This window comes from Mucilaginibacter aquariorum (genome assembly GCF_024498135.1).
Taxonomy (GTDB): domain Bacteria; phylum Bacteroidota; class Bacteroidia; order Sphingobacteriales; family Sphingobacteriaceae; genus Mucilaginibacter; species Mucilaginibacter aquariorum.
Genome location: NZ_JANHOH010000003.1, coordinates 129,049 through 155,639 on the forward strand (window position 1 = coordinate 129,049; position 26,591 = coordinate 155,639).

General features: G+C 40.9%; 34 protein-coding genes. 23 read left to right on the forward strand and 11 right to left on the reverse strand.

What is annotated here, in order from left to right:
- The 3 genes from NPE20_RS15610 (at position 1) to NPE20_RS15620 (ending at position 2,582) form a co-directional block, all read left to right on the forward strand.
- Entirely contained in the window at positions 1 to 651 is a 651-nt protein-coding gene (locus NPE20_RS15610) for a hypothetical protein (protein ID WP_256539612.1), read from the forward strand.
- Positions 641 to 1,351 (forward strand): hypothetical protein, encoded by a 711-nt coding sequence (locus NPE20_RS15615; RefSeq protein WP_256539613.1) that lies wholly within the window; start codon positions 641 to 643, stop codon positions 1,349 to 1,351. Before NPE20_RS15610 ends, NPE20_RS15615 begins: the two co-directional genes overlap by 11 nt.
- A gap of 145 nt (positions 1,352 to 1,496) precedes the next feature.
- Positions 1,497 to 2,582: an AI-2E family transporter gene (locus NPE20_RS15620; RefSeq protein ID WP_256539614.1), complete on the forward strand. Its 1,086-nt coding sequence runs from the start codon at positions 1,497 to 1,499 to the stop codon at positions 2,580 to 2,582.
- 206 nt (positions 2,583 to 2,788) lie between these two features.
- On the opposite strand, the gene NPE20_RS15625 is transcribed toward NPE20_RS15620, so the two are convergent.
- Positions 2,789 to 4,246, reverse strand: coding sequence for an NADP-dependent isocitrate dehydrogenase (locus NPE20_RS15625; protein ID WP_256539615.1), 1,458 nt, complete (start codon positions 4,244 to 4,246; stop codon positions 2,789 to 2,791).
- A gap of 145 nt (positions 4,247 to 4,391) precedes the next feature.
- Between NPE20_RS15625 and NPE20_RS15630 the strand changes: the two genes are divergently transcribed.
- The 4 genes from NPE20_RS15630 to tatA all read left to right on the forward strand — a co-directional run bounded on the left by NPE20_RS15630 (position 4,392) and on the right by tatA (position 6,847).
- Positions 4,392 to 4,835: a hypothetical protein gene (locus NPE20_RS15630; protein ID WP_256539616.1), complete on the forward strand. Its 444-nt coding sequence runs from the start codon at positions 4,392 to 4,394 to the stop codon at positions 4,833 to 4,835.
- Positions 4,836 to 4,865: 30 nt separating this feature from the next.
- A complete protein-coding gene (locus tag NPE20_RS15635) occupies positions 4,866 to 6,005 on the forward strand; it encodes a 5-(carboxyamino)imidazole ribonucleotide synthase (RefSeq protein WP_256539617.1) in 1,140 nt (379 codons plus the stop codon).
- A 120-nt stretch (positions 6,006 to 6,125) separates the two neighbouring features.
- The gene (gene purE / locus NPE20_RS15640) at positions 6,126 to 6,620 is read left to right on the forward strand and encodes a 5-(carboxyamino)imidazole ribonucleotide mutase (RefSeq protein WP_256539618.1); all 495 of its coding nucleotides are present in this window, start codon (positions 6,126 to 6,128) and stop codon (positions 6,618 to 6,620) included.
- A gap of 74 nt (positions 6,621 to 6,694) precedes the next feature.
- Positions 6,695 to 6,847 carry a twin-arginine translocase TatA/TatE family subunit gene (gene tatA / locus NPE20_RS15645; protein WP_256539619.1) on the forward strand — a complete coding sequence of 51 codons (153 nt, stop codon included), beginning with the start codon at positions 6,695 to 6,697 and terminating at the stop codon, positions 6,845 to 6,847.
- Positions 6,848 to 6,919: 72 nt separating this feature from the next.
- On the opposite strand, the gene NPE20_RS15650 is transcribed toward tatA, so the two are convergent.
- Complete coding sequence (locus NPE20_RS15650) at positions 6,920 to 7,483, reverse strand: YqgE/AlgH family protein (RefSeq protein ID WP_256539620.1); 564 nt, start codon at positions 7,481 to 7,483, stop codon at positions 6,920 to 6,922.
- 110 nt (positions 7,484 to 7,593) lie between these two features.
- On the opposite strand from NPE20_RS15650, the gene pdxH reads away from it, so the two are divergent.
- The 4 genes from pdxH (at position 7,594) to NPE20_RS15670 (ending at position 11,623) form a co-directional block, all read left to right on the forward strand.
- Positions 7,594 to 8,241 (forward strand): pyridoxamine 5'-phosphate oxidase, encoded by a 648-nt coding sequence (gene pdxH / locus NPE20_RS15655; RefSeq protein ID WP_256539621.1) that lies wholly within the window; start codon positions 7,594 to 7,596, stop codon positions 8,239 to 8,241.
- Complete coding sequence (locus NPE20_RS15660) at positions 8,238 to 8,735, forward strand: NADH-quinone oxidoreductase subunit C (RefSeq protein ID WP_256539622.1); 498 nt, start codon at positions 8,238 to 8,240, stop codon at positions 8,733 to 8,735. The genes pdxH and NPE20_RS15660 overlap by 4 nt, the downstream gene beginning before the upstream one ends.
- Before the next feature lie 216 nt (positions 8,736 to 8,951).
- Positions 8,952 to 10,079, forward strand: coding sequence for an NADH-quinone oxidoreductase subunit D (locus NPE20_RS15665; RefSeq protein WP_256539784.1), 1,128 nt, complete (start codon positions 8,952 to 8,954; stop codon positions 10,077 to 10,079).
- 185 nt (positions 10,080 to 10,264) lie between these two features.
- Complete coding sequence (locus NPE20_RS15670; RefSeq protein WP_256539623.1) at positions 10,265 to 11,623, forward strand: TlpA family protein disulfide reductase; 1,359 nt, start codon at positions 10,265 to 10,267, stop codon at positions 11,621 to 11,623.
- Between the two features lie 137 nt (positions 11,624 to 11,760).
- On the opposite strand, the gene NPE20_RS15675 is transcribed toward NPE20_RS15670, so the two are convergent.
- Both NPE20_RS15675 and NPE20_RS15680 read right to left on the reverse strand, forming a co-directional pair.
- Entirely contained in the window at positions 11,761 to 12,864 is a 1,104-nt protein-coding gene (locus NPE20_RS15675) for a S1C family serine protease (protein WP_256539624.1), read from the reverse strand.
- A gap of 18 nt (positions 12,865 to 12,882) precedes the next feature.
- Positions 12,883 to 13,425 (reverse strand): RNA polymerase sigma factor, encoded by a 543-nt coding sequence (locus NPE20_RS15680; RefSeq protein WP_290427210.1) that lies wholly within the window; start codon positions 13,423 to 13,425, stop codon positions 12,883 to 12,885.
- Positions 13,426 to 13,619: 194 nt separating this feature from the next.
- On the opposite strand from NPE20_RS15680, the gene NPE20_RS15685 reads away from it, so the two are divergent.
- The 5 genes from NPE20_RS15685 (at position 13,620) to NPE20_RS15705 (ending at position 15,383) form a co-directional block, all read left to right on the forward strand.
- Entirely contained in the window at positions 13,620 to 13,847 is a 228-nt protein-coding gene (locus tag NPE20_RS15685) for a hypothetical protein (protein WP_256539626.1), read from the forward strand.
- 121 nt (positions 13,848 to 13,968) lie between these two features.
- A complete protein-coding gene (locus NPE20_RS15690; RefSeq protein ID WP_256539627.1) occupies positions 13,969 to 14,163 on the forward strand; it encodes a hypothetical protein in 195 nt (64 codons plus the stop codon).
- Positions 14,164 to 14,252: 89 nt separating this feature from the next.
- Complete coding sequence (locus tag NPE20_RS15695) at positions 14,253 to 14,453, forward strand: hypothetical protein (RefSeq protein WP_256539628.1); 201 nt, start codon at positions 14,253 to 14,255, stop codon at positions 14,451 to 14,453.
- 162 nt (positions 14,454 to 14,615) lie between these two features.
- Positions 14,616 to 14,822, forward strand: a complete 207-nt coding sequence (locus NPE20_RS15700; RefSeq protein ID WP_256539629.1) for a hypothetical protein — start codon at positions 14,616 to 14,618, stop codon at positions 14,820 to 14,822.
- Positions 14,823 to 14,945: 123 nt separating this feature from the next.
- Positions 14,946 to 15,383: a hypothetical protein gene (locus NPE20_RS15705; RefSeq protein ID WP_256539630.1), complete on the forward strand. Its 438-nt coding sequence runs from the start codon at positions 14,946 to 14,948 to the stop codon at positions 15,381 to 15,383.
- 18 nt (positions 15,384 to 15,401) lie between these two features.
- Here NPE20_RS15705 and NPE20_RS15710 read toward each other — a convergent pair whose 3' ends face one another.
- From NPE20_RS15710 to NPE20_RS15720, 3 genes are all read right to left on the reverse strand, one after another.
- Positions 15,402 to 15,863, reverse strand: coding sequence for a PA2169 family four-helix-bundle protein (locus NPE20_RS15710; RefSeq protein WP_256539631.1), 462 nt, complete (start codon positions 15,861 to 15,863; stop codon positions 15,402 to 15,404).
- 77 nt (positions 15,864 to 15,940) lie between these two features.
- Complete coding sequence (locus tag NPE20_RS15715) at positions 15,941 to 16,108, reverse strand: hypothetical protein (protein ID WP_256539632.1); 168 nt, start codon at positions 16,106 to 16,108, stop codon at positions 15,941 to 15,943.
- Between the two features lie 56 nt (positions 16,109 to 16,164).
- On the reverse strand, positions 16,165 to 16,302 hold the full coding sequence (locus NPE20_RS15720) for a hypothetical protein (protein ID WP_256539633.1): 138 nt from the start codon (positions 16,300 to 16,302) through the stop codon (positions 16,165 to 16,167).
- Between the two features lie 227 nt (positions 16,303 to 16,529).
- Here NPE20_RS15720 and NPE20_RS15725 point away from each other — a divergent pair, with 227 nt between their 5' ends.
- From NPE20_RS15725 to NPE20_RS15745, 5 genes are all read left to right on the forward strand, one after another.
- A complete protein-coding gene (locus tag NPE20_RS15725) occupies positions 16,530 to 18,035 on the forward strand; it encodes an ATP-binding cassette domain-containing protein (protein WP_256539634.1) in 1,506 nt (501 codons plus the stop codon).
- Positions 18,036 to 18,124: 89 nt separating this feature from the next.
- Positions 18,125 to 19,249 (forward strand): cyclic dehypoxanthinyl futalosine synthase, encoded by a 1,125-nt coding sequence (mqnC, locus tag NPE20_RS15730; RefSeq protein ID WP_256539635.1) that lies wholly within the window; start codon positions 18,125 to 18,127, stop codon positions 19,247 to 19,249.
- Between the two features lie 303 nt (positions 19,250 to 19,552).
- Entirely contained in the window at positions 19,553 to 20,113 is a 561-nt protein-coding gene (scpB, locus tag NPE20_RS15735) for an SMC-Scp complex subunit ScpB (RefSeq protein ID WP_256539636.1), read from the forward strand.
- A gap of 135 nt (positions 20,114 to 20,248) precedes the next feature.
- Complete coding sequence (locus tag NPE20_RS15740) at positions 20,249 to 20,446, forward strand: hypothetical protein (RefSeq protein WP_256539637.1); 198 nt, start codon at positions 20,249 to 20,251, stop codon at positions 20,444 to 20,446.
- 84 nt (positions 20,447 to 20,530) lie between these two features.
- Positions 20,531 to 21,661 carry a GNAT family N-acetyltransferase gene (locus NPE20_RS15745; RefSeq protein WP_256539638.1) on the forward strand — a complete coding sequence of 377 codons (1,131 nt, stop codon included), beginning with the start codon at positions 20,531 to 20,533 and terminating at the stop codon, positions 21,659 to 21,661.
- A 21-nt stretch (positions 21,662 to 21,682) separates the two neighbouring features.
- Here NPE20_RS15745 and NPE20_RS15750 read toward each other — a convergent pair whose 3' ends face one another.
- The 3 genes from NPE20_RS15750 to NPE20_RS15760 form a co-directional block, all read right to left on the reverse strand.
- Complete coding sequence (locus tag NPE20_RS15750; protein WP_256539639.1) at positions 21,683 to 22,024, reverse strand: helix-turn-helix domain-containing protein; 342 nt, start codon at positions 22,022 to 22,024, stop codon at positions 21,683 to 21,685.
- Between the two features lie 83 nt (positions 22,025 to 22,107).
- Complete coding sequence (locus tag NPE20_RS15755; protein ID WP_256539640.1) at positions 22,108 to 23,463, reverse strand: UDP-N-acetylmuramate--L-alanine ligase; 1,356 nt, start codon at positions 23,461 to 23,463, stop codon at positions 22,108 to 22,110.
- A 76-nt stretch (positions 23,464 to 23,539) separates the two neighbouring features.
- The gene (locus NPE20_RS15760; protein ID WP_256539641.1) at positions 23,540 to 24,394 is read right to left on the reverse strand and encodes a universal stress protein; all 855 of its coding nucleotides are present in this window, start codon (positions 24,392 to 24,394) and stop codon (positions 23,540 to 23,542) included.
- A gap of 179 nt (positions 24,395 to 24,573) precedes the next feature.
- On the opposite strand from NPE20_RS15760, the gene NPE20_RS15765 reads away from it, so the two are divergent.
- Both NPE20_RS15765 and NPE20_RS15770 read left to right on the forward strand, forming a co-directional pair.
- On the forward strand, positions 24,574 to 24,978 hold the full coding sequence (locus NPE20_RS15765) for an Rrf2 family transcriptional regulator (RefSeq protein ID WP_256539642.1): 405 nt from the start codon (positions 24,574 to 24,576) through the stop codon (positions 24,976 to 24,978).
- 50 nt (positions 24,979 to 25,028) lie between these two features.
- On the forward strand, positions 25,029 to 25,667 hold the full coding sequence (locus NPE20_RS15770) for an NAD(P)-dependent oxidoreductase (protein WP_256539643.1): 639 nt from the start codon (positions 25,029 to 25,031) through the stop codon (positions 25,665 to 25,667).
- 78 nt (positions 25,668 to 25,745) lie between these two features.
- On the opposite strand, the gene prmA is transcribed toward NPE20_RS15770, so the two are convergent.
- Positions 25,746 to 26,582 (reverse strand): 50S ribosomal protein L11 methyltransferase, encoded by an 837-nt coding sequence (prmA, locus tag NPE20_RS15775; protein WP_256539785.1) that lies wholly within the window; start codon positions 26,580 to 26,582, stop codon positions 25,746 to 25,748.
- Positions 26,583 to 26,591: the final 9 nt, after the last annotated feature.

A 26,591-nucleotide genomic window follows, 5' to 3' on the forward strand; every position in this document is an offset into this window, starting at 1 on the left:
ATGCGTAAAATACTATTCATCATATTTATACTGGCAGGCACTTTAACCACCAATGCCCAGGGCCCTCAACGCAAATGGTATGCAGGTACGCTTTACCATACCAGCGGCGAGATATTTGATGGTTTGATATCATGGACACCGCCGCGCAAAGGCGAGTACGAAGATGGCGACCAGGTGCTTTATCGTGCCGATGAAAAATCGGAAGTATTTCCCATCCCCTATTACAAGATAAACTCTTTTGTAATGGGCAACGATAGCATTGTGGTATCGCACAATGTGCTTTTCAAAAACAGTCCTTTTATGACCGTAGTGCTTGATAACCCAACCAAGCTTTACACCAATAAAATTATGAAGAACGGCTTCCCGCTGATGATAAATACCGGCGGTTTTACAGGCAATGTTGGTATGGGCGTAGGTGTGGGCACATCAGTTGGCGGGGGTGTTAAAACTACTTATTACTATGGCATAAGCCCCGATAAAGTAACCAAACTGGAGAAAAAACAATTCATCGAAGTTATGAGCACCATACTTGCCGATAAACCCGATGTGGTGGCTAAAATTAAAGATAAAACTTTCCGTTATGGTGACATGGACGACCTGATCAACTACTACAAAACAGGCCAGATGCCAAAAAAATCTTATGATTACTAATTATAAAAAACATATCCTTTCCACAGCGCTGGTTATGTTCTGCATGGCCATAACAAGTACTACTGCAATGGCGCAAAAATGGCTTCAGGGCTATTTCATCGATATTAAAGGCGTTAAAACTACCGGTTATATTTACCCCAACCCTGGTGGCAACGGCCCTATCCGCAATGAAGGATTTATTGAATTTAGGGACGAAGAAAAAAGCACACCCTACGTATTAAGCACAAGTGACCTGCAATGTTTTGTGGCCGGCAAGGACAGCTTTGTGGTAGCACACGCCCCGGGCAACGAAACATGGGCCAAAAAAGAATTTGATTTTGTACGTGTGGCAGTTGCCGGGCCTATAAATATTTATGCTACCCGTGGCGCTGGCAAAGGCGGCGGCGGTGGCAAAAAAGTACAGGTATCGCCCGGCATCGGTATTGGCACAGGTACGTACGGTACATCGTACGGCGGCGGCGTGGGTATTTCAATTGGTGGCGACGGCGGTGGTGGCGGCAGTCGTAAAATGAGCTATTACTATGGCAGTAACACAGCCACTATGCAGCACCTTACCAGCGAGAACTTTAACGATGTAATGAGCGAAGTGATGGCCGATGAACCCGAAGTAGTTGAGCAGATACGCGCAAACCATTTTGGCATCGGCAATATAGAAAAGCTGATAGCGTACTTTAACAAGGTACAGGCATCGCATCAGTAAGATCAGATTAACAAATTCCGCCAAGCCAGGCGTCCACGCCTGGCTTAATAATACTTTCAGCGTCTGCGCTGATAAAAGGAATAACATTCTTTAAAACTTTTATGGGTAATATGTGTCCTTAAGTAGATATACTTAATGCATAAAAATGCCTGATAAAAAGCCAGCCAATGAAAATCCACCAAAAAAAGAACTAACCTATATTGAAAAGGTATGGCATACCGTGGCCATTGTGGCTTTGCTGGTAGTTGCTATACTAATTGCACGTGTGGCGTTTAACGTGCTGTTAATGGTGCTGGCGGGTTCGCTTATCGCGGTTTACTTTCATGGCCTGGGCGATATAATTGAGCGCCGCACAAAATGGAACCGCACTTTATGTATGTGCATTTCAGTTATAGGTTCGTTTATGATACTTGGCACCTTACTGTGGTTTATGGGTACCACTATACAAGGGCAAGTAGCTATTTTAAGCGAAAGCCTGCCCCAAACTATCAGCAATCTTAAAGCAAAACTGGCAGAGGGCCCAATAGGCGCAAAAATACTCGATTATTTTTCGGGCGATAACACCGATAAGTTGTTTGCAACCGCGCAAAGCTTTTTTAGCACCAGTTTTGGGGTACTGGGCAACATCTACATTATTTTATTTTTGGGGATATTTTTTACCACCCACCCTTCGCTGTATAAAGACGGCATAATTAAGCTATTCCCAAAAAACAACAAGCCTATGGCCCAAAAGGTAATAGACCGTACCAGCCAGGCATTAAAAGGCTGGCTTAAGGGCATGATGTTATCTATGGTACTCATTACTGTAATGCTTACCACGGGCTTAAGTATTATAGGTATACCGGTAGCTTTGGTGCTTGCATTAATGACGGGTTTATTAAAGGTTGTACCAAACTTTGGCTCGCTGGCTGCAATGATACCAGGCGTACTTATAGCCTTGACCAAAGATGTTAATACGGCCATTATTACCGCGTTGCTTTACATGATATCGCAAACCATTGTAAGCAATGTTGTAACGCCCCTCATCCAAAAAAAGATGATCAATATTCCCCCTGCCCTAACCATTATAAGCCAGGTTATTATGGGAACTTTATCCGGCGTGTTAGGGATTATTTTAGCTGTACCGTTGTTATCAATCTTTATTATTTTGGCCGATGAGCTGTATGTAAAAAAAATAAATCCCGATGAAGCTGAACCAATAGCAAAGAATCGGGCGCTGGGTAGTGATTGATATATAATCAGAACTATTATTTGGGCGTTCCCTGCGGTCGGGCTTTACGCTCATATGCGCACAGGCCTTAACCACAGCTGTCACACCAAGCCTGTCGAAGTGCCGGTATTCGCTTCCTATCCTTAACGCCGCTTATCAGAAACATATTAAATTCAAAAGGCCCGTCGCATAACAGGCCTTTTGAATTTTGAATTATTTAGAAAGTCTTATTGCCCCTGTGCCAGGGTATAACCAATTTTACCATCAAACTTCATCAAGAACTCTACAGAGCACACTTTAAAGTCTTCAGATAGATCGGCTGCAATATGTAAGATCTCTTTTTGGGTGATACTGGTACCGTCTTTTTTCTCAAAACGGATCCGGTATTCATTCACCAGTTCCGTAAAAATAGAACCGGTTGGCCAAACCTGTGTACCACGGTTTGATATCATTACCAATTGAAAATTATCAGTTTGTTTGCGTTGTGCCAAGGCAGCAAGTTCGTTTGGTTGTTTATTCGATTCTACAAACACATCTACCCCTACCATTTCTTCGGTAGTAGCAGCTTTGGTAACTGTTAATTTATTTTTTAACGGATGATCGTGATTAGCTTTCACTTCCATATCAGGCTGTGCAACAACGGCACCTTTTTCAGGCAGCTGGCCAAGGTTAGCAATAACCGCATCGGCAAAACCATCTGTATTAGCAGCCTGGGTTGAACGGTTACCAAAATCGCCTGTGTGTATACCTTGCTCAAGCGTGTAAAGCAAGGCGTTTTCTATATTAGCCGCAGCAGTAGTGAAGCCTAAGTAACGCAGCATTAATATACCCGACAGTAACAAGGCTGTAGGGTTAGCAATACCTTTACCGGCAATATCCGGCGCGGTACCGTGTACAGCCTCAAAAATGGAGATGTTATCGCCAATGTTTGCAGATGGGGCAAAGCCAAGGCCGCCTACCAAACCTGCGCAAAGGTCAGATACAATATCGCCTTGTAAGTTGGTTAACACAATAGCCTGGAACAGTTCCGGGCGCGATACCAGCTTCATACAAAGGTCATCAACAATAATATCTGATGATTCGATATCAGGGTACTCCTTAGCTATCTCCTGGAAGGTTTCCAGAAAAAGGCCGTCGGTTAATTTCATGATGTTAGCTTTATGTCCGCAAGCCAGTTTGGTATAACCTTTACGGCGAGCCATTTCAAAAGCATAACGTATAACCTGCGCCGAACCGGGGCGGGTTATGATACGGCGGCCAACAGCAACATCGTTTGTTAACAAGTGCTCTATGCCTCCGTAAGTATCTTCAATATTTTCACGAACAATAGTAAGGTTAATAGAGATCCCCGCTTTTGAAAAAACGGTATCAACACCGTTCAACGAACGAAAATCGCGCTGGTTGGCATAAGTATTCCAAACTTTACGTGCAGTAACATTAATACTTTTTACGCCTTTACCTTTTGGGGTTTCCATTGGGCCTTTAAAAAGTAAGCCTAAACGCTCGATGGTTTCTTTGGCTGCGGCTGTCATCCCGGTTGAGTGCCCCGCGTCGAAATAAGATTTACCCATTTCTACATACTCGTAATCGAGCTGTACGTTGGCGGCTTCAAATATGCGGAGTACGGCGGCCATAATCTCGGGCCCTATACCGTCACCTTTTGCTACTGCTATTTTGGTTTTCATGAAAAAATATGTGGTGTAAAAACAGCGCAAATGTAAGGTTTTCGAGGCTAATTTTAAAGGTTTTATGGGTTATTACACTCAATTTGTGACAATTAAAATACCTCCTCCAGGTTTCATTTGCAATTTTTCTGTATTTTAAAATCATATGCTAAATACCTTACTCATAAACCTTTTTAAAACTTTCATCTATTCAGCATTGATAGCTGTTATTGCGTTAAGGATGAGTTATTTTATTGATGAAGGATTTGTAAGAGGTGGACTGGACACCTCTTTTGAAGGTTTGCCTGAATTTGTAATTTTCAATAACTTAATTATTGCTATAGTCACAGTACCTGCCTTACTTTTAGCAAATCGCAAAATATATGCTAATAGCTTTTTACGATTTGTTTTTTATTATGGTACTGACATTATGCTATTATTGTTATCAAGCTATTTTCTTTTACCAAGGCATATGGGCAATTATTTAAGTTTCAGTAATTGGATACTAATCGGCGGGCCCTTATTAATATTTTTAGCGATCCACACCTACTTTTATTTGCGACTGAGTAATAACCCTACAGATAGAAATAATTCTTCAATCGCTATTTAAAAGATTTAGGTAAATTTGCAGCCTATACACATGAAAGCATTTTACGGCGATTTAAGATTAGGAATATTAGGCGGCGGCCAGCTTGGGCGCATGCTTATACAGCAGGCAATAAATTATAACGTTACCGTAAAGGTACTCGACCCGGACCGCGAGGCACCCTGCCGCCGGCTTTGCAACGAGTTTGTTGTAGGTTCGCTTGGCGATTACGAAACCGTTTATAACTTTGGTAAAAAGGTTGACCTGCTTACCATCGAGATAGAAAAAGTGAACGTTGACGCGCTGGAGCAGTTGGAAAAAGAAGGCGTTGCCGTTTATCCGCAATCGCGCATTATTCGCCTGATACAGGATAAAGGCCTGCAAAAGCAATTTTTTAAGGAGAACGACATACCAACCGCCGAGTTCCAGGTGATATCCTCGCCGGAGCAATTAAAGGCAAGCCATATCCCTTTCCCATACATTCAAAAACTTCGCCGCGATGGTTACGATGGCAAAGGCGTTTATAAGGTGGTTGACGAAAGTTACCTTGCCAAAGCCTTTACAGAGCCAAGCCTTATTGAGCGCTTAGTGGATTTTGAAAAAGAAATAGGCGTTATTGTTGCCCGTAACGAAAATGGCGAAGTAAAAACCTTCCCATTGGTAGAGATGGAGTTTAACCCGGAAGCCAACCTGGTAGAATTTTTAATATCCCCTTCTACCCTGCCATTTGAGATACAGCAGGATGCGGAGAACATCGCCAAAAAAATTGCCGGAACATTAAAAATAGTAGGCCTGCTTGCTGTTGAAATGTTCCTGACCAAAGACGGAAAAATATTAGTGAACGAACTTGCCCCCCGTCCGCATAACAGCGGCCACCAAAGTATAGAGGGTAATGTTGTGTCGCAGTTTGAGCAGCACTTAAGGGCCATATTTAACCAACCATTGGGTAATACCGCCTGCCTTAGCAATGCCATAATGGTAAACATTTTAGGCGAAGCCGGATACGAAGGCCCGGCCGTTTACCAGGGTATCGAAAAAATATTAAAATGCCCCGGTGTTTACGTGCACTTGTATGGTAAAGCTTTAACTAAACCTTTCCGCAAAATGGGCCACGTTACCATTGTTGATGATGACAGAGAAAAAGCGATAGAGAAAGCAAGGTTTGTACAACAAACTTTGAAGGTGATCGCGTAGATAAATATATATAAACCATGCGTCATTGCGAGGTACGAAGCAATCTCCGGACTTTGCATCACCACTTAGCATATCAGGAGATTGCTTCGTACCTCGCAATGACGCCTTGAAATAAAAAACATGAGCCAACCAAAGATCGCCATTATAATGGGCAGCAAATCAGATTTACACATTATGCAGGATGCTGCTGATGTTTTAAAAGAACTGGGTGTTGATTACGAAATAACCGTTGTATCGGCGCATCGCACACCCGACAGGATGTTTAGCTACGCTCGCGCCGCTGCAGATCGTGGTATAAAAGTAATTATTGCCGGTGCAGGTGGTGCCGCGCATTTGCCAGGTATGGTAGCATCGTTAACGCATTTGCCTGTGATTGGAGTGCCGGTAAAATCAAGCAATTCTATCGACGGCTGGGATTCTATCCTAAGCATATTACAAATGCCAAATGGTATCCCTGTAGCTACGGTTGCCCTCAACGCGGCTAAAAACGCGGGCATACTGGCCGCGCAGATCTTATCTACCGCTGATGAGTATCTGGTATCTAACCTGGTCGCTTTTAAAGAAAAATTAAAGCAAACCGTTGAAGCTTCGGCGGCGGAGATGGAAGGGAAATAAATATTATTATGAAACTTCTTATATTCGTACATCGTATATATTCATATAAATCAAAATACTAAATATCAAAAATCATGGGAGCACCAGAAATAATTCTGATCATTATAGCTATTCTGTTATTGTTTGGCGGTAAAAAAATACCACAATTAATGCGCGGACTTGGCGAAGGCGTTAAATCTTTTAAAGATGCCAAAGGTGAAGCTGAAACAACAACAGCAAAAGAGTAATCAAAATACGTTTAAATACAAAAGCCTGCAGCTGATATAGTTGCAGGCTTTTTTATTTGTTCAAATATTTTATTAATTCAACGTCGGGTTCTCGGGGAAGTTAACAATGTGGGCATAACGCTGGCCAAGGCTGATAACGATCTCTTTCCAAAGGTTATGCTCGTTGTTACTGAATATGCTGTCGGCTTCAAACTTATTGGCCACTATCCAGGCATCTTCCCGTAACTCGTCATCAAGCTGCCCAGGTGTCCAGCCTGAATACCCGGTGAAGAACTTTATTTCGCTTTCTGTTATCTGGTAATTGGTTATCAGGTCTTTTATCTGTTCAAAATCTCCTCCCCAATAAATACCATCCCAAATTTCAATGCCACCTTCAATTTTATCGGGGCAGCGGTGGATATAATGCAATGTATTTTCGGCCACAGGGCCGCCCATATACACCGGAATTTCCGAATATGACGTGTCCGGCAATATATCGCCTAACAGGTAATCGGTTTGATGATTTAAGATAAAACCCATTGCCCCCGCTTCAGAATATTCTGTAAGCAGTATAACCGAACGCTTAAAATTAGGGTCGGGCATAAATGGTTCAGATATGAGTAAACGGCCTGCCGCCGCTGAAATTGGACTAAGCATAGGGTTATATTTATATAATGTTAACAGTAAATGTAAAAATATGTTCATTAATAGTCAAAATGAACAACATACTCATATGTACGGTATAATTAATTTGTAAGTTTGCGATAATGGACCAGAAAGATATAGAAAATTTAAGGCAGGATTATAACGCGGCTTCGTTAAACGAAACCGATGTTGACGCCAACCCAATGCGCCAGTTTGATAAATGGTTTAACGAAGCCATTAACTTCAAAGTGCACGAGCCAAACGCCATGACATTGGCTACCGCTACGCACGATGGCCGCCCATCGGCAAGGATAGTGCTGCTTAAAGGCTTTAATGATGAGGGCTTTAAGTTTTACACCAACTACCTTAGCCGCAAGGGTAAAGAGATAAGCAAGAACCCACTGGGTGCCCTTGTATTTCATTGGGGCGATATGGAACGCCAGATACGTATTGAGGGCACTATCGATAAGCTTGACAGGGATTACTCTGACAAATATTTCCACTCACGCCCAAAACTGAGCCAGATAGGCGCTGTTGCATCACCACAAAGCCAGGAAATTACCAGCCGCGAAGAACTGGAGCAGCGCATGGCCCAACTGGAAATTGAGTATGCTGACAGCACTGTGCCTAAACCATCTTTTTGGGGTGGATATGTGTTAAGGCCACGCCTGATAGAATTTTGGCAGGGTCGCAGCAGCCGCCTGCACGATAGGATAGTTTACAAAAAAACCGATAATAAAAACTGGAAAATTGTTCGCCTTGCGCCATGAGTTTTGATGATATTAAATTATTGCTTACCCAAAAGTTTGGCGAGGGCGTAGTTACAGGCGAAGAACGTACCGGCCTGCAACCCGCCCTGCTGATAGATCCCGACCGTATAGTTGAGGTTTGCCTGGAGCTGCGCAATAATCCAAAAACTTATTTCGATTTTTTATCCTGCCTTACAGGTATGGATTATGGCGTGGAAGCCGGCCGCTTTGGCGTAGTTTACCATCTGTCGTCTATCCCTTATCATTTGCAGCTTACGCTGAAGATAAGCAAACCTAATGATCGTAGCGAAGATAATTTACCATCTTTCCCCAGCGTATCATCTGTTTACCGCACGGCCGACTGGCACGAGCGTGAAGCCTATGACCTGGTAGGGATATTTTTTGAAGGCCACCCCGATCTGCGCAGAATACTTTTGCCTGATGACTGGGAAGGCTATCCGTTAAGAAAAGATTATAAGACAGCTGAGTATTATAAGGGGATTAAAATAGATTAATTGATTTCGGTATAAAAACCTGTTATTTCGAACGAGGTACGAGGAGAAATCTTGTTCAAATGACAGACGGCGAAATTGCATAATGAACAAGATTTCTCACTATCGTTCGAAATGACATGGTGGTTTAGTAGAATAAAAGACTTGGAAACAATTTCAAAATATAACGAAGCGCTTTACCGCTATCAGCAGAAGATAACTAACGCTGCTGTAGAGGATATGGTGCTTAATATGGGGCCGCAACATCCGTCTACGCATGGGGTTTTGCGGCTGGAGCTGATCACCGATGGTGAGATAGTAAAAGAGGTTATCCCGCATATTGGTTACCTGCACCGTTGTTTTGAAAAACATGCCGAATCGCTCACCTATCAGCAAACCATCCCGTTTACCGACAGGATGGATTACCTGGCATCAATGAATAACAGCCACGCCTGGGTTATGGGTGTCGAAAAAATGCTGGGCATTGATAAAGATATTCCAAAACGTATCGAATATATCCGTGTGCTGGTTTGCGAGCTTAACCGTATTGCATCGCACCTGATAGCTATTGGCACTTATGGTATTGATATTGGCGCATTCACCCCTTTCCTTTGGTGTTTCCGCGACCGCGAACATATTATGGGCATGCTAGAATGGGCTTCGGGTTCGCGCATGCTGTATAACTATATTTGGGTGGGTGGTTTGTTTTATGATCTGCCGGTTGGCTTTGAAGAACGCTGCCGCGAATTTGTAGAATACTTTAAACCAAAAATGGTTGAGCTTAACCAGCTTTTAACCGATAATCAGATCTTTATAAGCCGTACCGCCAACGTAGGTGTATTACCAATGGATGTGGCCATTAACTATGGCTGCAGTGGCCCGGTGCTGCGTGGAGCCGGATTAAAATATGATCTGCGCCGTATTGACAACTATTCGGTTTATCCCGAGCTGGAGTTTGATATACCCGTAGGCAAAGGCGAAATGGGTACCCTTGGCGATTGCTGGGACAGGTACAAGGTGCGTGTTGATGAGATAGAGCAATCGTTACGCATGGTGGAGCAATGCCTTGACCGCCTGCAAAAGGAGCTTAAACGCACACCTGATTTTGACCCTCGTGCTAAACTTCCCCGCAAACTAACCCCAAAAGCACAAGATTATTACGCCCGTTGCGAAGGCGCTAAGGGAGAACTTGGCTTTTACTTTGTTCATGATAACGAACGATCTGAAATACCTTTCCGCGCCAAAGCCCGCGGCCCAAGCTATAATAACCTTTCGGTACTACCCGAATTAGGCAAAAATGTGATGATTGCCGATCTGGTGGCCATTATAGGTTCGCTTGATTTTGTATTGGGTGAAGTGGATAGATAAGGCTTTGAGAGGAAGGAATGAGTTTGCCGTGTTAACTTCTAAGAGTTTAAAGCCTTTGAAGGAAAATGGAAACGTAATTATCGGAAGAAAAGCCTTAATCTGACAATTGTTTTTACGCCTATGAGTAAATCAATATGGCATTAAGGTATTCTATTGTGGATTAAATTACGTTTTTAGATAAATTTATGTTAAAAAGAAATTGTTATAAGATCATTAAACCCTTCACTTTTTTTCTTCTGTGTCTTTGTACAAATCTGCAAGCTCAAGTTCAAATTAAGGGAAAACTTCTAAATTTCAACAATAGGACAGCTCTTTTCGACTTTTCGGAAGTAGGAGAATTGAGGTTACCTAACAACGAAAGGGAAATTATTCCAAATAAAAATGGAAATTTTACATTAACTTTTTCTTTAAAACAACCCAATTACTTCCGCCTTGGCAGGAATGTACTGTATTTGTCGCCAAATGATAAATTACTAGTGGAAATAGATTATAATGCTCCGGAGAAATCCGAATTTAGCGGCACTTCTGCTGAAGAGAACAACTACCTAAAAAACACTCCGTCTCCGAAATCCGGGTCCTATCTCAACGGCGGCCTGAATATGGATCGGGATATAGACAAAACAATAGCAAATATCTTACAATTAGCTGGCCAACGAAAAGTACGTTTAGATCGATTAAATACGGTTTCTAAGGAATTTATAACCCTGGAGAAGGCACGAATTGATATAGATGTCTTAAACAACTGTAAATATTTGGCTGGACACTATAAGATGAAATTCCAGGTAAAGGAGGAAGATATGGGAAAAATAAATGCAAAGACTGACAGTTTGCGGAGTGTTTATTTTACGAAGTGTCTTCCATATGCAGACAATGCTTTGATGTTGAAATTGGAAACCTTTAGAAAAAACAGCTACGGTTTGGTGGAGGACTACAATCAAACTAATCATGAAATAGAAAAAATCAAAGATTGGCAATATGCTTACGGTCTGTTTTATAAAATCAATTCAACTATTGATAAAACAGCGCTGTTTCAAATTCGTCTGGAAATTGGTAAAATTAAAAGTATTTATTATAAAAAAGCGATTTCAGAAACGTTAGCTCTAAAATCAAAATATTGGGATGGGGACATTGCCATAGATTTTACAGCTGACGATAGTAATGGAAAAAAAGTTAAGCTGAGTAGTTTTAAGGGCAAGATAATTTTTATTGACTTATGGGCTACCTGGTGTGGACCTTGCCTGGAAGAAATGCCATACTTTGATAGGTTAAGAAATAAATACGAAGCCAACTCTGACATTGTATTCATTTCGCTGTGTGTAAATGATAATATTGGCGGATGGAAAAAAAATCTTAAATCGAGGAAGGCAGAAGGTATCCAACTATTTGCATCGCAGCCTGAGATGGTCGATTATAAAATCCTTTCTCTGCCAAGGTCTATCATTATCGATAAAAATTTTAAGATAGTGAAACTTTACGGCCCCGATCCTTCTAATCCTGGCATACCGGTTTTTTTAGAAGAACTAATTAAAAGACAAGTTTTTTAGCGTAAGATAAGGCGGTATCAATTACTTTCGGGCACTATCGGCACCTGTTAAAGGTTGCTGTGTAAAACTAACATCCAAAAACAAAAAAAGGGAGGCAATTTCTTGCATCCCTCTTAGCTGTATTAATTGTTGATTTTTTACTGATTATAAACCTTCACCATAAATACATAGTTACGCAACTTATTAACTTGCTGCGTACGACTTAGGCTTGATAAGGTATTTTTGGTATTAATTATAAGCGATTTGCTTAGTGAGTCGGCCGGGATGCTTTGGATAGCCTTTAACAGGTAGTTTGATTTTACCGCGAATGCCACACCCGATGTTTGGGTTTGTTTACCGGTTATTACACCAATAACATTACCCTTTTCGTCCAATAAAGGGCCACCGCTATTACCCGGGTTAACGGGGATATATAATTCGTATTCGGTTGTGTCGCCATGAAACCCTACGCCTGCGGTTAAAGCACCCGGGCCAAATTTAAAGTCGTCGCCGGGGAAGCCTATGGTATAAACCGCTTCACCTAAATCGCTTTTTCCCTTTTTGATATTATAAGGTATAGCACCCAGGTTTTTAAAGGCAGGGTCGTTTATCTGAAGGATAGCTACATCATACAAAGGATCGGTATAAACCACTTTGGTATGGAATGATTCCCCTTCGCCGTTTTGTACGTAAACAGAATCGGCACCATTTATAACATGGCTATTGGTTACAATATAACCGTTACCTGTAAGCGCGAAGCCTGTGCCCCTAAATTTTGCAGAGATTGTTGGCCCGGTTTGTTTATCAGTTTTGATCAGGTTATCTGTTTTCTCGCCTAATTTATCCTGCTCTTTTTTAACGCGCTCAACATCGGCCTTTAGCTGCTGGTACCTTGGGTCTTTATTGCTCAGGTCACCTGTAATAAATAGCGTAAGCAATATGGCTATAATAGCAACAGAAGCCGCTACAGAGATCTTGGAGTGATGATGACGCCACATTTGCACCACCCATGACGGATGCGCCATCAGGTCTTCTTTTAACGTGTGTACATCAATTTCTTCGTGGATCTCATCTAAGCGGTTTTGCAGGCTTAAACGCTCGTTATATTGCTTTAATAAACCTGTAAAATGCTTATGCTCGGCTATTTTAGTATCAATAGTTGCATCCTTTTTACGTAATGCATCAAACTGGGCGCGTTCCTCAGCAGGCATTTCACCGCTTAGGTAGCTCTCAATCATCTCCAAAAGTTGGTTCTCTTTCATTTCTTCACCCCTTCATAATTACTGCTGAAAAAATAGTTTTTTCAGCCTTTGCAGACATTTGTACTTCTGCGTTTTCGCATTATCTGCGTTTGTATATCCAAATCGTTCGCAAATTTCCTGCATCGATCTGTTGTTCATATAAAAGTCTTCCATTATAGTCTTACAGGGTTCGCCCAGTAGCTTTAACGCATCGCTCATTTTATTAAGCTGCATATCGCGCTCCTCGTGCATCTCCACTTCATCTTCAACCGGCAGGTGCTCCTGAAAATCTTTTATATCGCCACCGTACCTGTTCAATTGCTTGAGCCGCTTTAGCCATAAACGCCTGCATATAGAGTATATGTAGGTTTTTAATTTGCTGCTTAGCTCAAAATCGCCCCGTTTAACTTTATTGTAAAGAACTATTATAGCTTCCTGGTATATATCCTTAGCCTCATCCTCGTCACCATTATTATTAATAACAAGCTGTAAAACCATTGGGAAATAAGCCAGGTATAACTTTTTTAAAACACTGTCGGAATTGTTAAGTATCCCAATGATCACTTCACTATCCGTCGGCATTTCTACATTTAACTGATTATTCACTACTTAATACTTTTTATATTGAATTGTAACCCAATAATATAATTTATTTTTTTTGCACCGTGTTAACAGCGCCACAGTATGCCTGCTTAAGCCGCAATATCGGGAAATAAATGATAGTACATAGCGGCATTAAATTTGAGTTTAATTTAAAATATCAAAATAATTCTACTATGAAAAACTTATTTAAAACATGTTTTTTAGCATTAACGGCAGCAGTTGCTATAACTGCATGCAAAGGCAACAACTCCACCCACGTGCCGGATAGTACCCGGATTGATTCATCTAAGAATAGTTCGGTTGCTGACAGCACTATTGGTAAAAACGGTTCGCCAAACGCTATCGATACCGGTATAGATAAATCTGGCTCGGGCGGTACAGATACAGTTAAAAAAGATTAATAGGTAGCATTGTAAAAACAGATCCCGGCTTGTTAAAGTCGGGATCTGTTTCTTTTGTTGGGTTACCTTTTTAAGTTTTTGATATTAATAACCGCAAACAATAACAATCACAAAAATCAATATGAAAAATTCAATCAAAATTACATTCTTAGCTTTAGCAATTGCTTTTACAGCTGCATCTTGCGATAGCAAAAAAGCTACCAACGGTTCTGATACTACTAAAACTGATTCTGCCGCTGTTGCTACCGATACTACCAAAGCTGATACAGCTGCTGCACCGGTTGATACAACTAAAAAAGATACTGTAAAAAAATAATTTCAAAAATAAAGGGTTACCTTTTTGAAATTACGGTATTAAACAACTCATAAGAATAACATACTTACAATAATTTAACAAAACAAACAATGAAAAATTCATTCAAAATCGCATTTTTAGCTTTAGCTATCGCTGTTTCTGCTGCTGCTTGTAAAGGTTCTGGTTCTGCATCTTCTGCTGATTCAGCTGCTGATACAACCAAAAAAGACACTACTGTTGTAGTTGACACAACTAAGAAAGATACTACTGTTGTAGTTGACACGACTAAAAAAGACACAACTAAAAAATAATTTAACCTTCCGGTTAAATATTAAAGAATTACACTGTTAATTTTTTAAGTTTTTAAAGTTTAAAAAAGGTAACCTGCATTTTTTTTAAAAAAGTGGGTTACCTTTTTTTGTTTTGGGTATTAACTAACGAAAAACTATTAAATCACTTAAAAAACACAAACAATGAAAAATTCATTCAAAATCGCATTTTTAGCTTTAGCTATCGCTGTTTCTGCTGCTGCTTGTAAAGGTTCTGGTTCATCATCTGCTGCAGATTCAGCTAAAATGGACTCAGCTAAAATGGATTCAGCTGCTACTACTGATACTACAGCTAAAATGGATACTACAGCTAAAATGAACACTACTAAAAAAGATACTACTAAAAAGTAATCTTTTTTGTTAAAATTAAAAGAAACGCTCCCGGTTTATTCCAGGGGCGTTTTTTTTATGCCTTTTATTTCCGTCAAAAAAACATTCGCCTAAAATTTTGTTTATTGGTGAAAGCGCCTGAACATGAAGTATGCCGAATGGAAGAACCTTAGCAAAGAGGATAAGAAGAATACACACTGGAAACACCATCCACGCATCCGTATAGCTACTATATTCAGTATTGTATTCGCACTTTTCTTTTTTGTTGTAATGCTGCGCATATTACAAAACCGCCGGGTACATGTTAACCGCAAGCCAAATGCTAAAGAAGCGTTTGCTATTGCCAAGGCTTTTGTGAGCGACAAATTAAGCCAGCCGGCTACAGCAAGTTTCCCAAAAAACAAGTTCGAATCTAACATTGATACTGCGCATAACAGTTATCAAATATCGTCGTTTGTGAACGCACAGGATAGCAGTGGCAAAATCATTAGATCAACCTGGCAGGTGCGGCTCTCTTATAATGGCGGCGACTGGGCCGACAGGAAAAGCTGGAAGGTTATAGAAGTAAATATAACGCAGTAAAAAAGCGCCCAATAGGCGCTATTGACTTGCAGCCTTGTCTCGCAAGGCCTTTATTTTATCGTGTGCTGCCTGTAAAATAGGCTGATGGTTACTTAATATTTCGCGGATATATGCCGGTAATATTCCCTGTGTAAGGGCAGATTTATATGCCTTTAGGATGGCATCTTCACCAAATTCGCATTCTTCCAGTATACTCCTTTTACTATGCCCGCTAAATACGGCTTTAGCATCAAGCCACGTACGGTGCAATTTACCACTGATGGTAGTTCCTGTTTCAATATCTTTACCAAGTGCGGCAACTTCGGTAGCTATTTCTAATTTAAACTGATGGCTCTCTCCTATTAAATTAGTGAAAAGATGTTTCAGGTCGATATCACCCGGTGTAAGTTCACTTATGGCACGTTCGTACCCTTTAATACGATCGTTGTTTATTAAAATAAGATCGTTAAGGATTTCAATGGTTGCTCTGGTTCTTTCCATAACAATAGATTATGTAAAGAAAACGGCACAAAAAAAATATTGTTTTAGTTAAAAAACAATATTTCAATGAGTTATATTTATGATCGCCCCCTGAATGCTGATATTAGCCAGATAATTAGCAGTATTACTACTATTACAGAAATAATACCTACAGCCGCGCCCGCTTTAAAAATATCGCCGATAACTGAGCATCCGCTAAAGGCAACCATTGCCATAGCGATCAATAATAAGTTAACTTTTTTCATAGTCGATCATTGTAAGATTTGTATATAAATCTTAATGCAATAATCAGACCTGTTTGTTACAGTAACAGATTAGAATCAGATTCTTCTGTTTCTTTGTTGCCTTTTGGTAAAAATTGTACAGCAATTAATACAATAAATATTGCCAAAAGGCTCATCGGTACAAGGGCTTCAACAGCTACTAATAATAGTTCCATAGCAAATTATTTGGGGGTAATAATTAAAACTAAAAAATTTAATTTTCCGCCAGCTCAAATTCGCAGTTCTTCATATAGGTTCCCTAATCTAAATATTGTTTTTTAATATTTCCAAGGAATGTGGATAAGTTGATAAATTTGTGACTAAGTGCAAAACTATCGCCCATTTTGGGCTAAAATAAATGCAATTCTTATAAATTAGTGGTTGATGTGTAACTTCGCCGCATATGAATCTGCCTTTAATTACTGTCGACCATATATCCGTAAAGTTTTTAAATAATCAACTTTTCAGCAATCTTAATTTCAAATTCACCCAAGGACAAAACTGGGCCATCACAGGCAAAAGTGGTTCGGGCAAGAGTGTGTTACTACAAGCTATTGCAGGTAATATTGGCGTAAATGGCGGCAGTATTATTTATCATTTTATGGATGATGTTCATAAACAGGAACTATCAGGTGATGCCTTGCTTACCTTTCATCGCTTTATTGCATTTGCCGGTGCTAAGCATCATTTTAAAACGCTCTCCAACACTTCAGATTTTTACTATCAGCAACGATACAACTCATCCGATTCTGAAAACACCCTTACTGTGCGCGAATACCTGCAATCGGTAAAAGTTAATGAGCACAAAACTCCTTACTGGACATTTGATAAAACCGTAGCAGCATTAAACTTATCCGCGCTATGCGATAAACAAACCATTAAACTATCAAACGGAGAAACCAAACGACTGATGATAGCCGCTGCTCTGCTTAAAAACCCCATCATACTATTGTTTGACAACCCGCTTACCGGCCTCGATGTTGAAACCCGCAAATCGTTCAATGTGCTATTGAATGAGATCTCTGCCTCGGGTATCAGTATTATTATGGCCACATCTACCTTTGAACTGCCCGATGTTGTAACCAATGTAGCTATTTTAGATAACGGCAGTATCAGTCAAAACTTAACCAGGCAGGAATTTGAAGCAAGCGAGCATTCATCCGGCGAAAAGGTTGTTGTTGATATTAACGCGTTAAAGCAATTACTAAACACATCAGCTACAAACCATAATTACAGGCAAATTGTAAGCATGGCAGATGTATTTATCAAGTATGGCGACAATGTTATCCTCAATAAAGTAAACTGGTTGATAAATCACGGCGAGCGATGGGCGCTGCTTGGCCCTAATGGCGCAGGTAAATCAACCCTATTAAGTTTAATAAATGGCGATAACCCGCAAGCCTATGCTAATAACATTGTACTGTTTGATAAAAAGCGCGGCACCGGCGAAAGCATCTGGGATATTAAAAGCAAGATAGGTTTTGTTTCGCCCGAGCTTTACCAGTACTTCCCTACCGATAACTCCTGCCTGCAGGTTATTGAATCGGGTTTTTACGACACACTGGGTTTGTTTAGGCCCAGCATAAAATCGCGGGCCGACCTGGCCCTTAACTGGATGAAAGCTTTGGAGATAGACCAGTATGCCCGCCATTTGCTAAAAAATATCCCCGCCAGCGCGCAACGCCTTTGCCTGCTTGCCCGCGCATTAATAAAGAACCCTGCCCTGCTCATATTTGATGAACCCTGCCAGGGCCTTGACAACCATCAGCAGCAGCATTTTAAAAGCGTTGTGGATGCTATTTGCAACATAAGTAATGTTACCCTTATATATGTTACCCACTACCAGCACGAGATACCGGATAGCGTGGATAAGGTTTTGAGGTTGGATAAGGGGGAAGTAGTTAGTTAAGAGTGTGCAGATGGCAAAGTATTGTCAACCAATTAACACCTTTCGCCTTTAACCTTTCGCCTTTAAGCAGCCACTATGTATATTTGTACATGAATACAGCCGAACTGTTACAGCGTGCTTTAGCTTTTGATTTTTTGAGCATTGATGAAGGGGTTTACCTTTATAACAATGCCTCTACGGCCGATTTGATGTATGTGGCTAATGAGCTGCGTAAAATACAAGTGCCGCATGGTAAAGTTACCTGGCAGATTGATAGGAACGTGAACACCACTAACGTTTGTATTGCCAACTGTAAGTTCTGTAATTTCTTCCGTCGCCCGGGGCACGATGATGCTTATATAACTGATATTGAGACCTACAAAAAGAAGATTGAAGAAACCTTCCGCTTTGGGGGCGACCAGCTTCTATTACAAGGTGGCCACCACCCCGATCTGGGCCTTCAGTTTTATACCGACCTGTTCCGCGAGCTGAAACAGCTGTATCCTAAGTTAAAACTACACTCTTTAGGTCCGCCCGAAATTGCACACGTAGCCAAGCTGGAAAGCATGAGCCATTACGATGTGCTAAAGGCCATGAAAGAAGCCGGACTTGATTCATTACCCGGTGCAGGTGCCGAGATCCTGAACGACCGTGTTCGCCGTCTGATATCAAAAGGTAAATGCGGCGGGCAGGAATGGCTGGATGTTATGCGCGCGGCCCATCAGCTTAACCTGCCAAGTTCTGCTACCATGATGTTTGGCCATATCGAAACCATCGAGGAACGTTTTGAGCATCTGGTGTGGATCCGCGAGGTACAAGCAGAAAAACCAGGAGGTAGCTATGGCTTTGTGGCCTTTATACCATGGCCTTTCCAGGACGATGGTACTCTTTTACGCAAAGTACGCGGTATCACTAACAATGTTACCGGCGACGAATATATCCGCATGATAGCTTTAAGCCGTATTATGCTGCCCAATATCAAAAATATACAGGCATCATGGTTAACGGTTGGTAAGCAGGTAGCACAACTTTGCCTGCATGCCGGCGCTAACGATTTCGGTTCGATAATGATAGAAGAGAACGTGGTATCTGCCGCAGGCGCACCTCACCGCTTCACCGCTAAAGGTATCCAGGATTCTATAAAAGAAGCCGGTTTTGAGCCGCAGCTTCGCACCCAAAAATACGAATGGCGAGATATCCCTGCCGAGATTGAAGAGCAGGTGATAGATTACTAGGAAAAGAGTTTAGAATCAAGAGACAAGAATCAAGACGCCACTTAAACTATTTGCGTTAGGGACAGCAGTGGATACCGGCCTGTGGTTAATGCCTGTGCAGTATGAGCGGATGGCCCGACCGAAGGGAACGCCCTTATTCAGTTTGCAGTTCTTAGTTTGCAGTCGGCATAAAGTTTCCTTTATATCCACACGTCATTGCTTCGTACCGCGCAATGACGACTTTTATATACACAGACTGACCATCTCTATAAAATCACTAAATCAGTCATTCACTAATTCACTAAATAGATATATTTGCACCTCATGGAAAACATTGAGCAGTATATCGAGTCGCTTATTTTTGCATCTGAACAGGGTATCCGTACCGAAGAAATTATTTATTGCCTGCAAGCCGCTTTTGAGCACGATTTTACTGCCGACGAGATAAGCAAACAAATAGATAATATTACCCAAAAATATTTGGATGATGCTTTTGCTATTGAAGTGGTAAAGATCAATAACGGGTATCAGTTTCTTACCAAAAAGAGATATCATGCTACCATAAGCCTGTTACAATTACAACGCTCGAAAAAGAAACTGAGCCAGGCGGCGCTGGAAACCCTTGCCATTATTGCCTACAAACAACCCGTTACCAAAACAGATGTAGAGCAAATACGCGGTGTAAACTGTGATTATTCGATACAAAAATTGCTGGAAAAAGAGCTAATAGCTATAATTGGCAAGTCGGAAAGTGTGGGAAAACCTATACTTTATGGCACCAGCGGGCTTTTTATGGATTATTTTGGCATAAACAATATTACAGAACTACCACAGCTTAAGGAAATTACAGACAATAGCTCATCAATTGGAGACCAAACGGAATAAATTGAAAAATGATTTTAATTAAAAATGATTTTAATTATTTTTACTGGTAAATAATGCTGATTATAGCGCAGCGAAACTTAACACAATAACAATTAGGTTAACAGATACAGTTTTAACAAATAAACATTTATTAAAATGGCAGCTCCAAAAAAACCTTTGAATACCTCAACCAAAAAGATCAGCGATGAGGAGGATGACGACTTTGATGATGATCCGAAACCGGGTAAGGTAGCGGATGATGACGACGATGACTTTAATGAGGATATTCCCCTGGATGATGACCTGGGTGGGTTTGACTCATACGATCCTTACGACGATGAAGACGACGATTAATAATTTGATCGTATAACCATACTATTTCAAGCATTCAGCAAACGCTGGATGCTTTTTTTATAATTGGTAAACCGTAGCTGCCCAATGAGAATTTTCGAAGTTAAAAGCAAGGCCGATAGAAACGCTTTTTTAGATGTTGCGCGCATTATTTATAAGGATGATAACAACTGGGTTTGTCCCTTAGATAATGATATTGAAGCTGTTTTTGATCCGGCAAAAAACAACTTCCATCAACATGGCAAAGTTACCCGCTGGATACTAAAGGACGATGCCGGGCAGCTAATTGGCCGAATAGCCGCTTTTATCAACGATAAAAAAGCATACAATTACGAACAGCCCACCGGTGGGTGTGGCTTTTTTGAATGTATTGATAAGGAGCAGGCCGCCTTTTTGTTATTTGATACCACTAAAAACTGGCTGCAGCAAAATGGTATGCAAGCTATGGATGGCCCCATTAACTTTGGCGAGAACGATAACTTTTGGGGCTTATTGGTTGAGGGCTTTACCCCCCCATCCTACGGGATGAATTATAACCCACCGTATTACAAAGCTTTTTTTGAGGATTACGGTTTTAAAACCCAATATGAGCAGATAACCAACCACCTGGATGTGCATAAGCCTTTTTCAGAACGGTTTACCAAAATTGCAAACTGGGTTATTCAAAAGCCGGGGTACAGTTTTAAACACTTCAAAACCACCGAAATAGAAAAATTTGCTGCCGATTTTATTGAGATATATAACGATGCCTGGCAAAATTTCGAAAATTTTGTGCCCATAAACCATGCTACCATTTTAGAAAGCTTTGAAAAGATGAAAGCTATAATGGATGAAAAGCTGATATGGTTTGCTTACATAGATAACGAACCTGCATCGTTTATTGTGATATTGCCGGATGCTAATCAAATGATAAAACCGCTTAACGGGAAGCTAAACCTTTTTGGGAAGCTGATATTCTTATATCGCCGGTGGAAAGGGGTATCGCGTATGCGGGCAATTGTAATGGGCACCAAACAAAAATTTCAAAAACACGGGTTAGAATCGTGCCTGTTCATAAAATTAAAGGAATATGTGTTGCCCCTAAAGCAATACGATGAGCTGGAATTATCGTGGGTGGGCGATTTTAACGAGAAAATGATTGCCATACACACCGCGGTAGGTGCAACATTTGGCAAAAAACATTTAACAATGCGGTATAAATTTAATAAGCCCGAATAAACATCCGGGCTTATTAAAAATTTATGCTGTAACTCTTTTGTGACGTAATTCTTCAAAAAGCTCAATAACCTTTTTCTGAAGGTCAATAACCTCAGTTTCACGGTCCATCAGTTTTTTGTTAACATTCTCCAGTTCAGTGGCGATTTTTTGATCTTGCTCTACTTCGTTGTAAGTAAGCAGTTGAACTACAGACATTTCGAACAAAACAGCAATCTGCTCAAGGCGTGAAAGATTGATGTCAGTAATTCCGGTTTCAATTTTAGAAAATGCAGGAATAGAGATGTCTAAACGTTTAGCAACTTCTTCCTGGCTCCAGCCCTTTTGGTGGCGCAATAACCGGATCTTTTTTCCAAGTGTCTTCATATAATAACGCTAATTAGGTAAGGTTTCTCAATAGTTAATAAAGTTACAACTTTTTTGAATAACAAACTAATAATCAATAAATTTTATAGTAAATTATTTTTAAGTCCTACTAAGTTAATTCCGCCAAAATTGCCCGAGCTCATCATCAATAAATTACTATTGGTAATATCTAATGCCTCCAGGTATTTTAACAGTTCTGCCGGTTCATTAAAAAACAGCAAATTATCATTAGCAAAGGCGCTTTTCACAGCCTCGGCCGGGTATGGTTCTATCTTTTTTTGTTCAAATGTTTTGCGGTCTATAAACACAATAGCCTTATCGGCATGGTTCATTGTACCGGCATACTCATTTAAAAAATCTTTATTTAAGCTGCTAAAAGTATGCAATTCTATACAGGCAATCAACTGTCTGTTAGGGAATTGTGCTTTAACCGCCTCTATTGTAGCCGTAAGCTTTGATGGCGAGTGCGCAAAATCTTTAAAAATGGTAGCGTTATCGTTTTTACCCACTACTTCCAGCCTGCGCGCTGCACCTTTAAATGTGGTAATGTATTGGTAAAAATCGGCACTGTTAATACCCAGAGCTTCGCATACTAAACGGGCAGCCTGCATATTCAATAAATTATGCTGGCCAAACACTTCCAGTCCGTAGCTTTTGCCATCGGCAATAACACTGGTTATGCCATTTTCAATAGTATATTGCGGTAAGCTGTATGGTAATTTTTCAACGTTGATATCAAGGCCGGCAACCATCGTATTCAGTACCTCGTCTGTAGCGCTGTAAATAAGCCTGCCATTAGGTTGTATGGTTTCTGCAAATATTTTAAACTGATCAATATAATTATCAAACGTGGGGAATACATTGATATGATCCCAGGCTATCCCGCTTATTACGCCTATATCCGCTTTGTAAATATGAAACTTAGGCCGCCTGTCTATCGGCGAAGCCAGGTATTCGTCGCCCTCAATGATCATAACGGGTGCATCATGCGTAAGCCCAACCATCGTTTCAAAACCTTCCAGCTGCGCCCCTACCAGGTAATCAAACTTTTTACCGGCTTCCTGCAACACGTGCAATATCATACTGGTAATAGTGGTTTTACCGTGGCTGCCACCTATAACTACCCGCAACTTATCTTTTGATTGTTCGTAAATATAATCGGGATAGGAATAGATCTTTATACCCAGTTCCTGCGCTTTTAGTAACTCCGGGTTATCTATCCGGGCATGCATACCTAATATAACTGCGTCAAGCTCAGTGGTGATATTTTCAGGATCCCAACCCTCCTGTGCAGGCAAAATACCATATTTACCAAGCCGCGAAGCCGAGGGCTCAAACAGTACATCATCAGAACCGGTTACGTTAAATCCTTTTTTATGCAAGGCGATGGCAAGGTTATGCATGGCGCTTCCGCCTATCGCTATAAAGTGTACTCTCATTAATGTGGGGTTGCAGCTATAGGCAACAAATTTAACTTAAAAACCGCTATAGCGCCAATATTTGTTAACTAATAAATTATTTCAACAGTAAAACAGGTACCGTAGAGTTTTTAGCCAACTGCTGCGATATGCTGTTATGTAATATAGATTGCAGGAAGCTGTAAGTATGCGGTAAAGCAATCACCATTTGGGCTTTATGCTCGTTTGCAAAATCAAGGATACCAGAAATTATGTTAGGGGTATTTATATAATAATACCTGGGGTGAAACCCCTTTAACATAACGTGCAGGGCGGTTTCTTCTGCCTGTTGTTCTGCATCCTTACCCCCAGTGTTGTCTGTAGCATCAATATTTACTACTAACAGCTTTATGGCTTGTTTGCCTAATAGCTTGTGTAACACCTCCATTGGTATGGTTTCTTTTACCTTTTTAAAATCGCAGGCTATTACTGCTTCATCTATTGGCTGGTAACGATAATCTGGCGGCACAACTATTACCGGTACAGGGCTTGCCTTTGATATTTTTATAACGTGGCTCCCAATATTAATACTCCCCTCGCGCACTGTGCTATTACCGATGCTACCTATTATCACCATATCCGCTTTATCCTGAACAACTACATCAACCACGGCACGTAATAAATGCGAACGGTTTAAACGCACCTGGATCTGAACACCCTCTTTAACCTCTTTTGTTAACTTTCTTTTTAGTTTTTCTAACTGATTGATGCGGTCTACGGCTTCTTCCTCAATTTCTTCCTGCCTAAGCATCATCATGTTAGGATCTGGAAACATGGTTTCATATGGCGATATGTAATAAGCATTCATCAGGATTATGGTTGTTACATCGCTTTGATGACTGAGTTGGGCGGCAAAATCGGCGGCGTTAAAAGCAGCCTCAGAAAAATCGACAGGTACGAGATAGGTTTTCATATTGACGAGTTAAGAATCTTTTGACCGGGAGGGTCTAAAAGTAAGTACAAGCAAATCTAAAGATAATTGTTGGTTTGTCAGGATGCCCTCCTATTTTATAAACAAACAAGCATGGCTTTTGCTTTATCGCAAAACATGTTTACATTTGTACTGTAATAAAAAACATTACAATTAAAAATATGAACGGAAGGTTTCCTATAGCCATGCATATTATGACCCTTCTTTGTGCAGCCGATGACTACCTCTCGTCTGATTACATGGCGGGTAGCATTAATGTAAATCCGGTTTTGGTGCGTAAGGAATTAAGTAACCTTATCAAACATCAGCTAATAATAAGCCGCGAGGGGAAAAACGGTGGTTATACATTAGGCAAACCTGCTACCTATATTAGCCTTGCAAGCATTTATAAGGCTGTTAAACAAGGCAATATTTTAGGGCAGGCTAAAAACCAACCTAACCCCGCCTGCCCCATTGGCAAGCAAATAAATGATCATTTAAAAAGCCTGGATAATGAAATTGAACAAGCTATGCTGAATAAACTGGGCACAACAAACCTGGCTGAGTTCTGTAAAAAGTTCGATTAAAATTCACAACAACTGTAATAAATTAAACTACATATAATACAATTCAAATTATGAAAATAGCAATAATAGGCGCAACAGGTTTTGTAGGCCCTGCACTTATAGCAGAAGGTGTATCACGCGGGTATGAGATAACCGCCATTGCCCGGAGCACCGATAAAGTAGAAAAAGCAGCCGGTGTAACTGCCGTATCAGCTGATGTAAATGATGTAGATGCCCTTGCTTCGGTACTATCCGGACATGATGCCGTTATCAGTTCATTTAATGCGGGCTGGACTAATCCAAACCTATACAATGATTTCCTTAACGGTTCAAAAAACATACAGGAAGCCACAAAAAAGGCCGGTGTAAAGCGCTATATCACTATTGGTGGGGCGGGTAGTTTATTTATTGATGGTAAACAACTGGTAGATTCACCACATTTCCCGAAAGAATACTATCCGGGTGCATCATCGGCACGCGATTATTTAACAGAATTACGGAACGAGGATGAGTTAGACTGGACTTTTGTGAGCCCTGCCATTAACCTGCATCCGGGCCAACGTACGAACCAGTTCCGTTTAGGTACCGAAAGCCCGGTTTTTAATACCGAAGGTAAAAGCGAGATCAGCACAGCCGACCTTGCCGTAGCCATATTTAATGAGTTGGAAAATAACCAGTTTATTAAGGCGAGGTTTACTGTGGGATACTAATTTAGATTTCACCGATTATGGATTGATTACACCGATTTGAACTTGATCGGTGTAATCACCCTATAAAATCTGTGTAATCTAAAGAATAAATTTTGCTGCCACCCACTCTTTATCTTTTTTGTGGATGATGTATTTTAGATTGTATTTACGCGCTTCTTCGGTGATAATATCCAGATCAGGCGATTCGTAGAACCCACTGAAATAGATCTCGCCGCCAGGTTTTAATACTTCGGCATAACGGGCCATCTGGTCTATCAATATATTGCGGTTGATGTTGGCCAGGATAATATCGTATTGCTCATTAGGGATAACCTCTTTTGAGCCGCAAATGGCTTTAATATTGCCAATATTATTCAAAGCCGAGTTCTCAATAGTACTTTCGTAACATACCACATCGTAATCAATAGCGGTAATATCTGTAGCGCCAAGCTTCGCAGCAAGGATAGCGAGGATACCTGTTCCGCAGCCCATGTCCAATACTTTTTTACCGGCGAAATCATTCTCCAGCATCAGCCCCATCATCATGGCTGTGGTTTGGTGATGACCTGTACCGAAAGCCATTTTAGGGTCGATAACTATCTCGTAGGGGAACTCCGGCTTTGGTGCATGGAAGGTAGCCCTTACAAACACCTGGTCGCTTATCTGAATAGGCTCAAAGTTGCTTTCCCACACCTCGTTCCAGTTCTTCTGCGGGATAAGGGTTATATCGTAACTAAACGTGAACATTTCCCGGTAAGTAGCCAATGTTTCGTCTAGCAGTTCCTGGTTAAAATCATCAACAGGGATATAGGCCTTAAAGCCAAGGTCTATCTCTTCAAAAGTATCAAAACCAATCTCGCCCAAAGCGCCTATCAGCAAATCCTGCTGGTAATCTTCGGTGGTAATGGTAGTGAAGAGTAATTCGTAGTAATTCATGAACGAGAT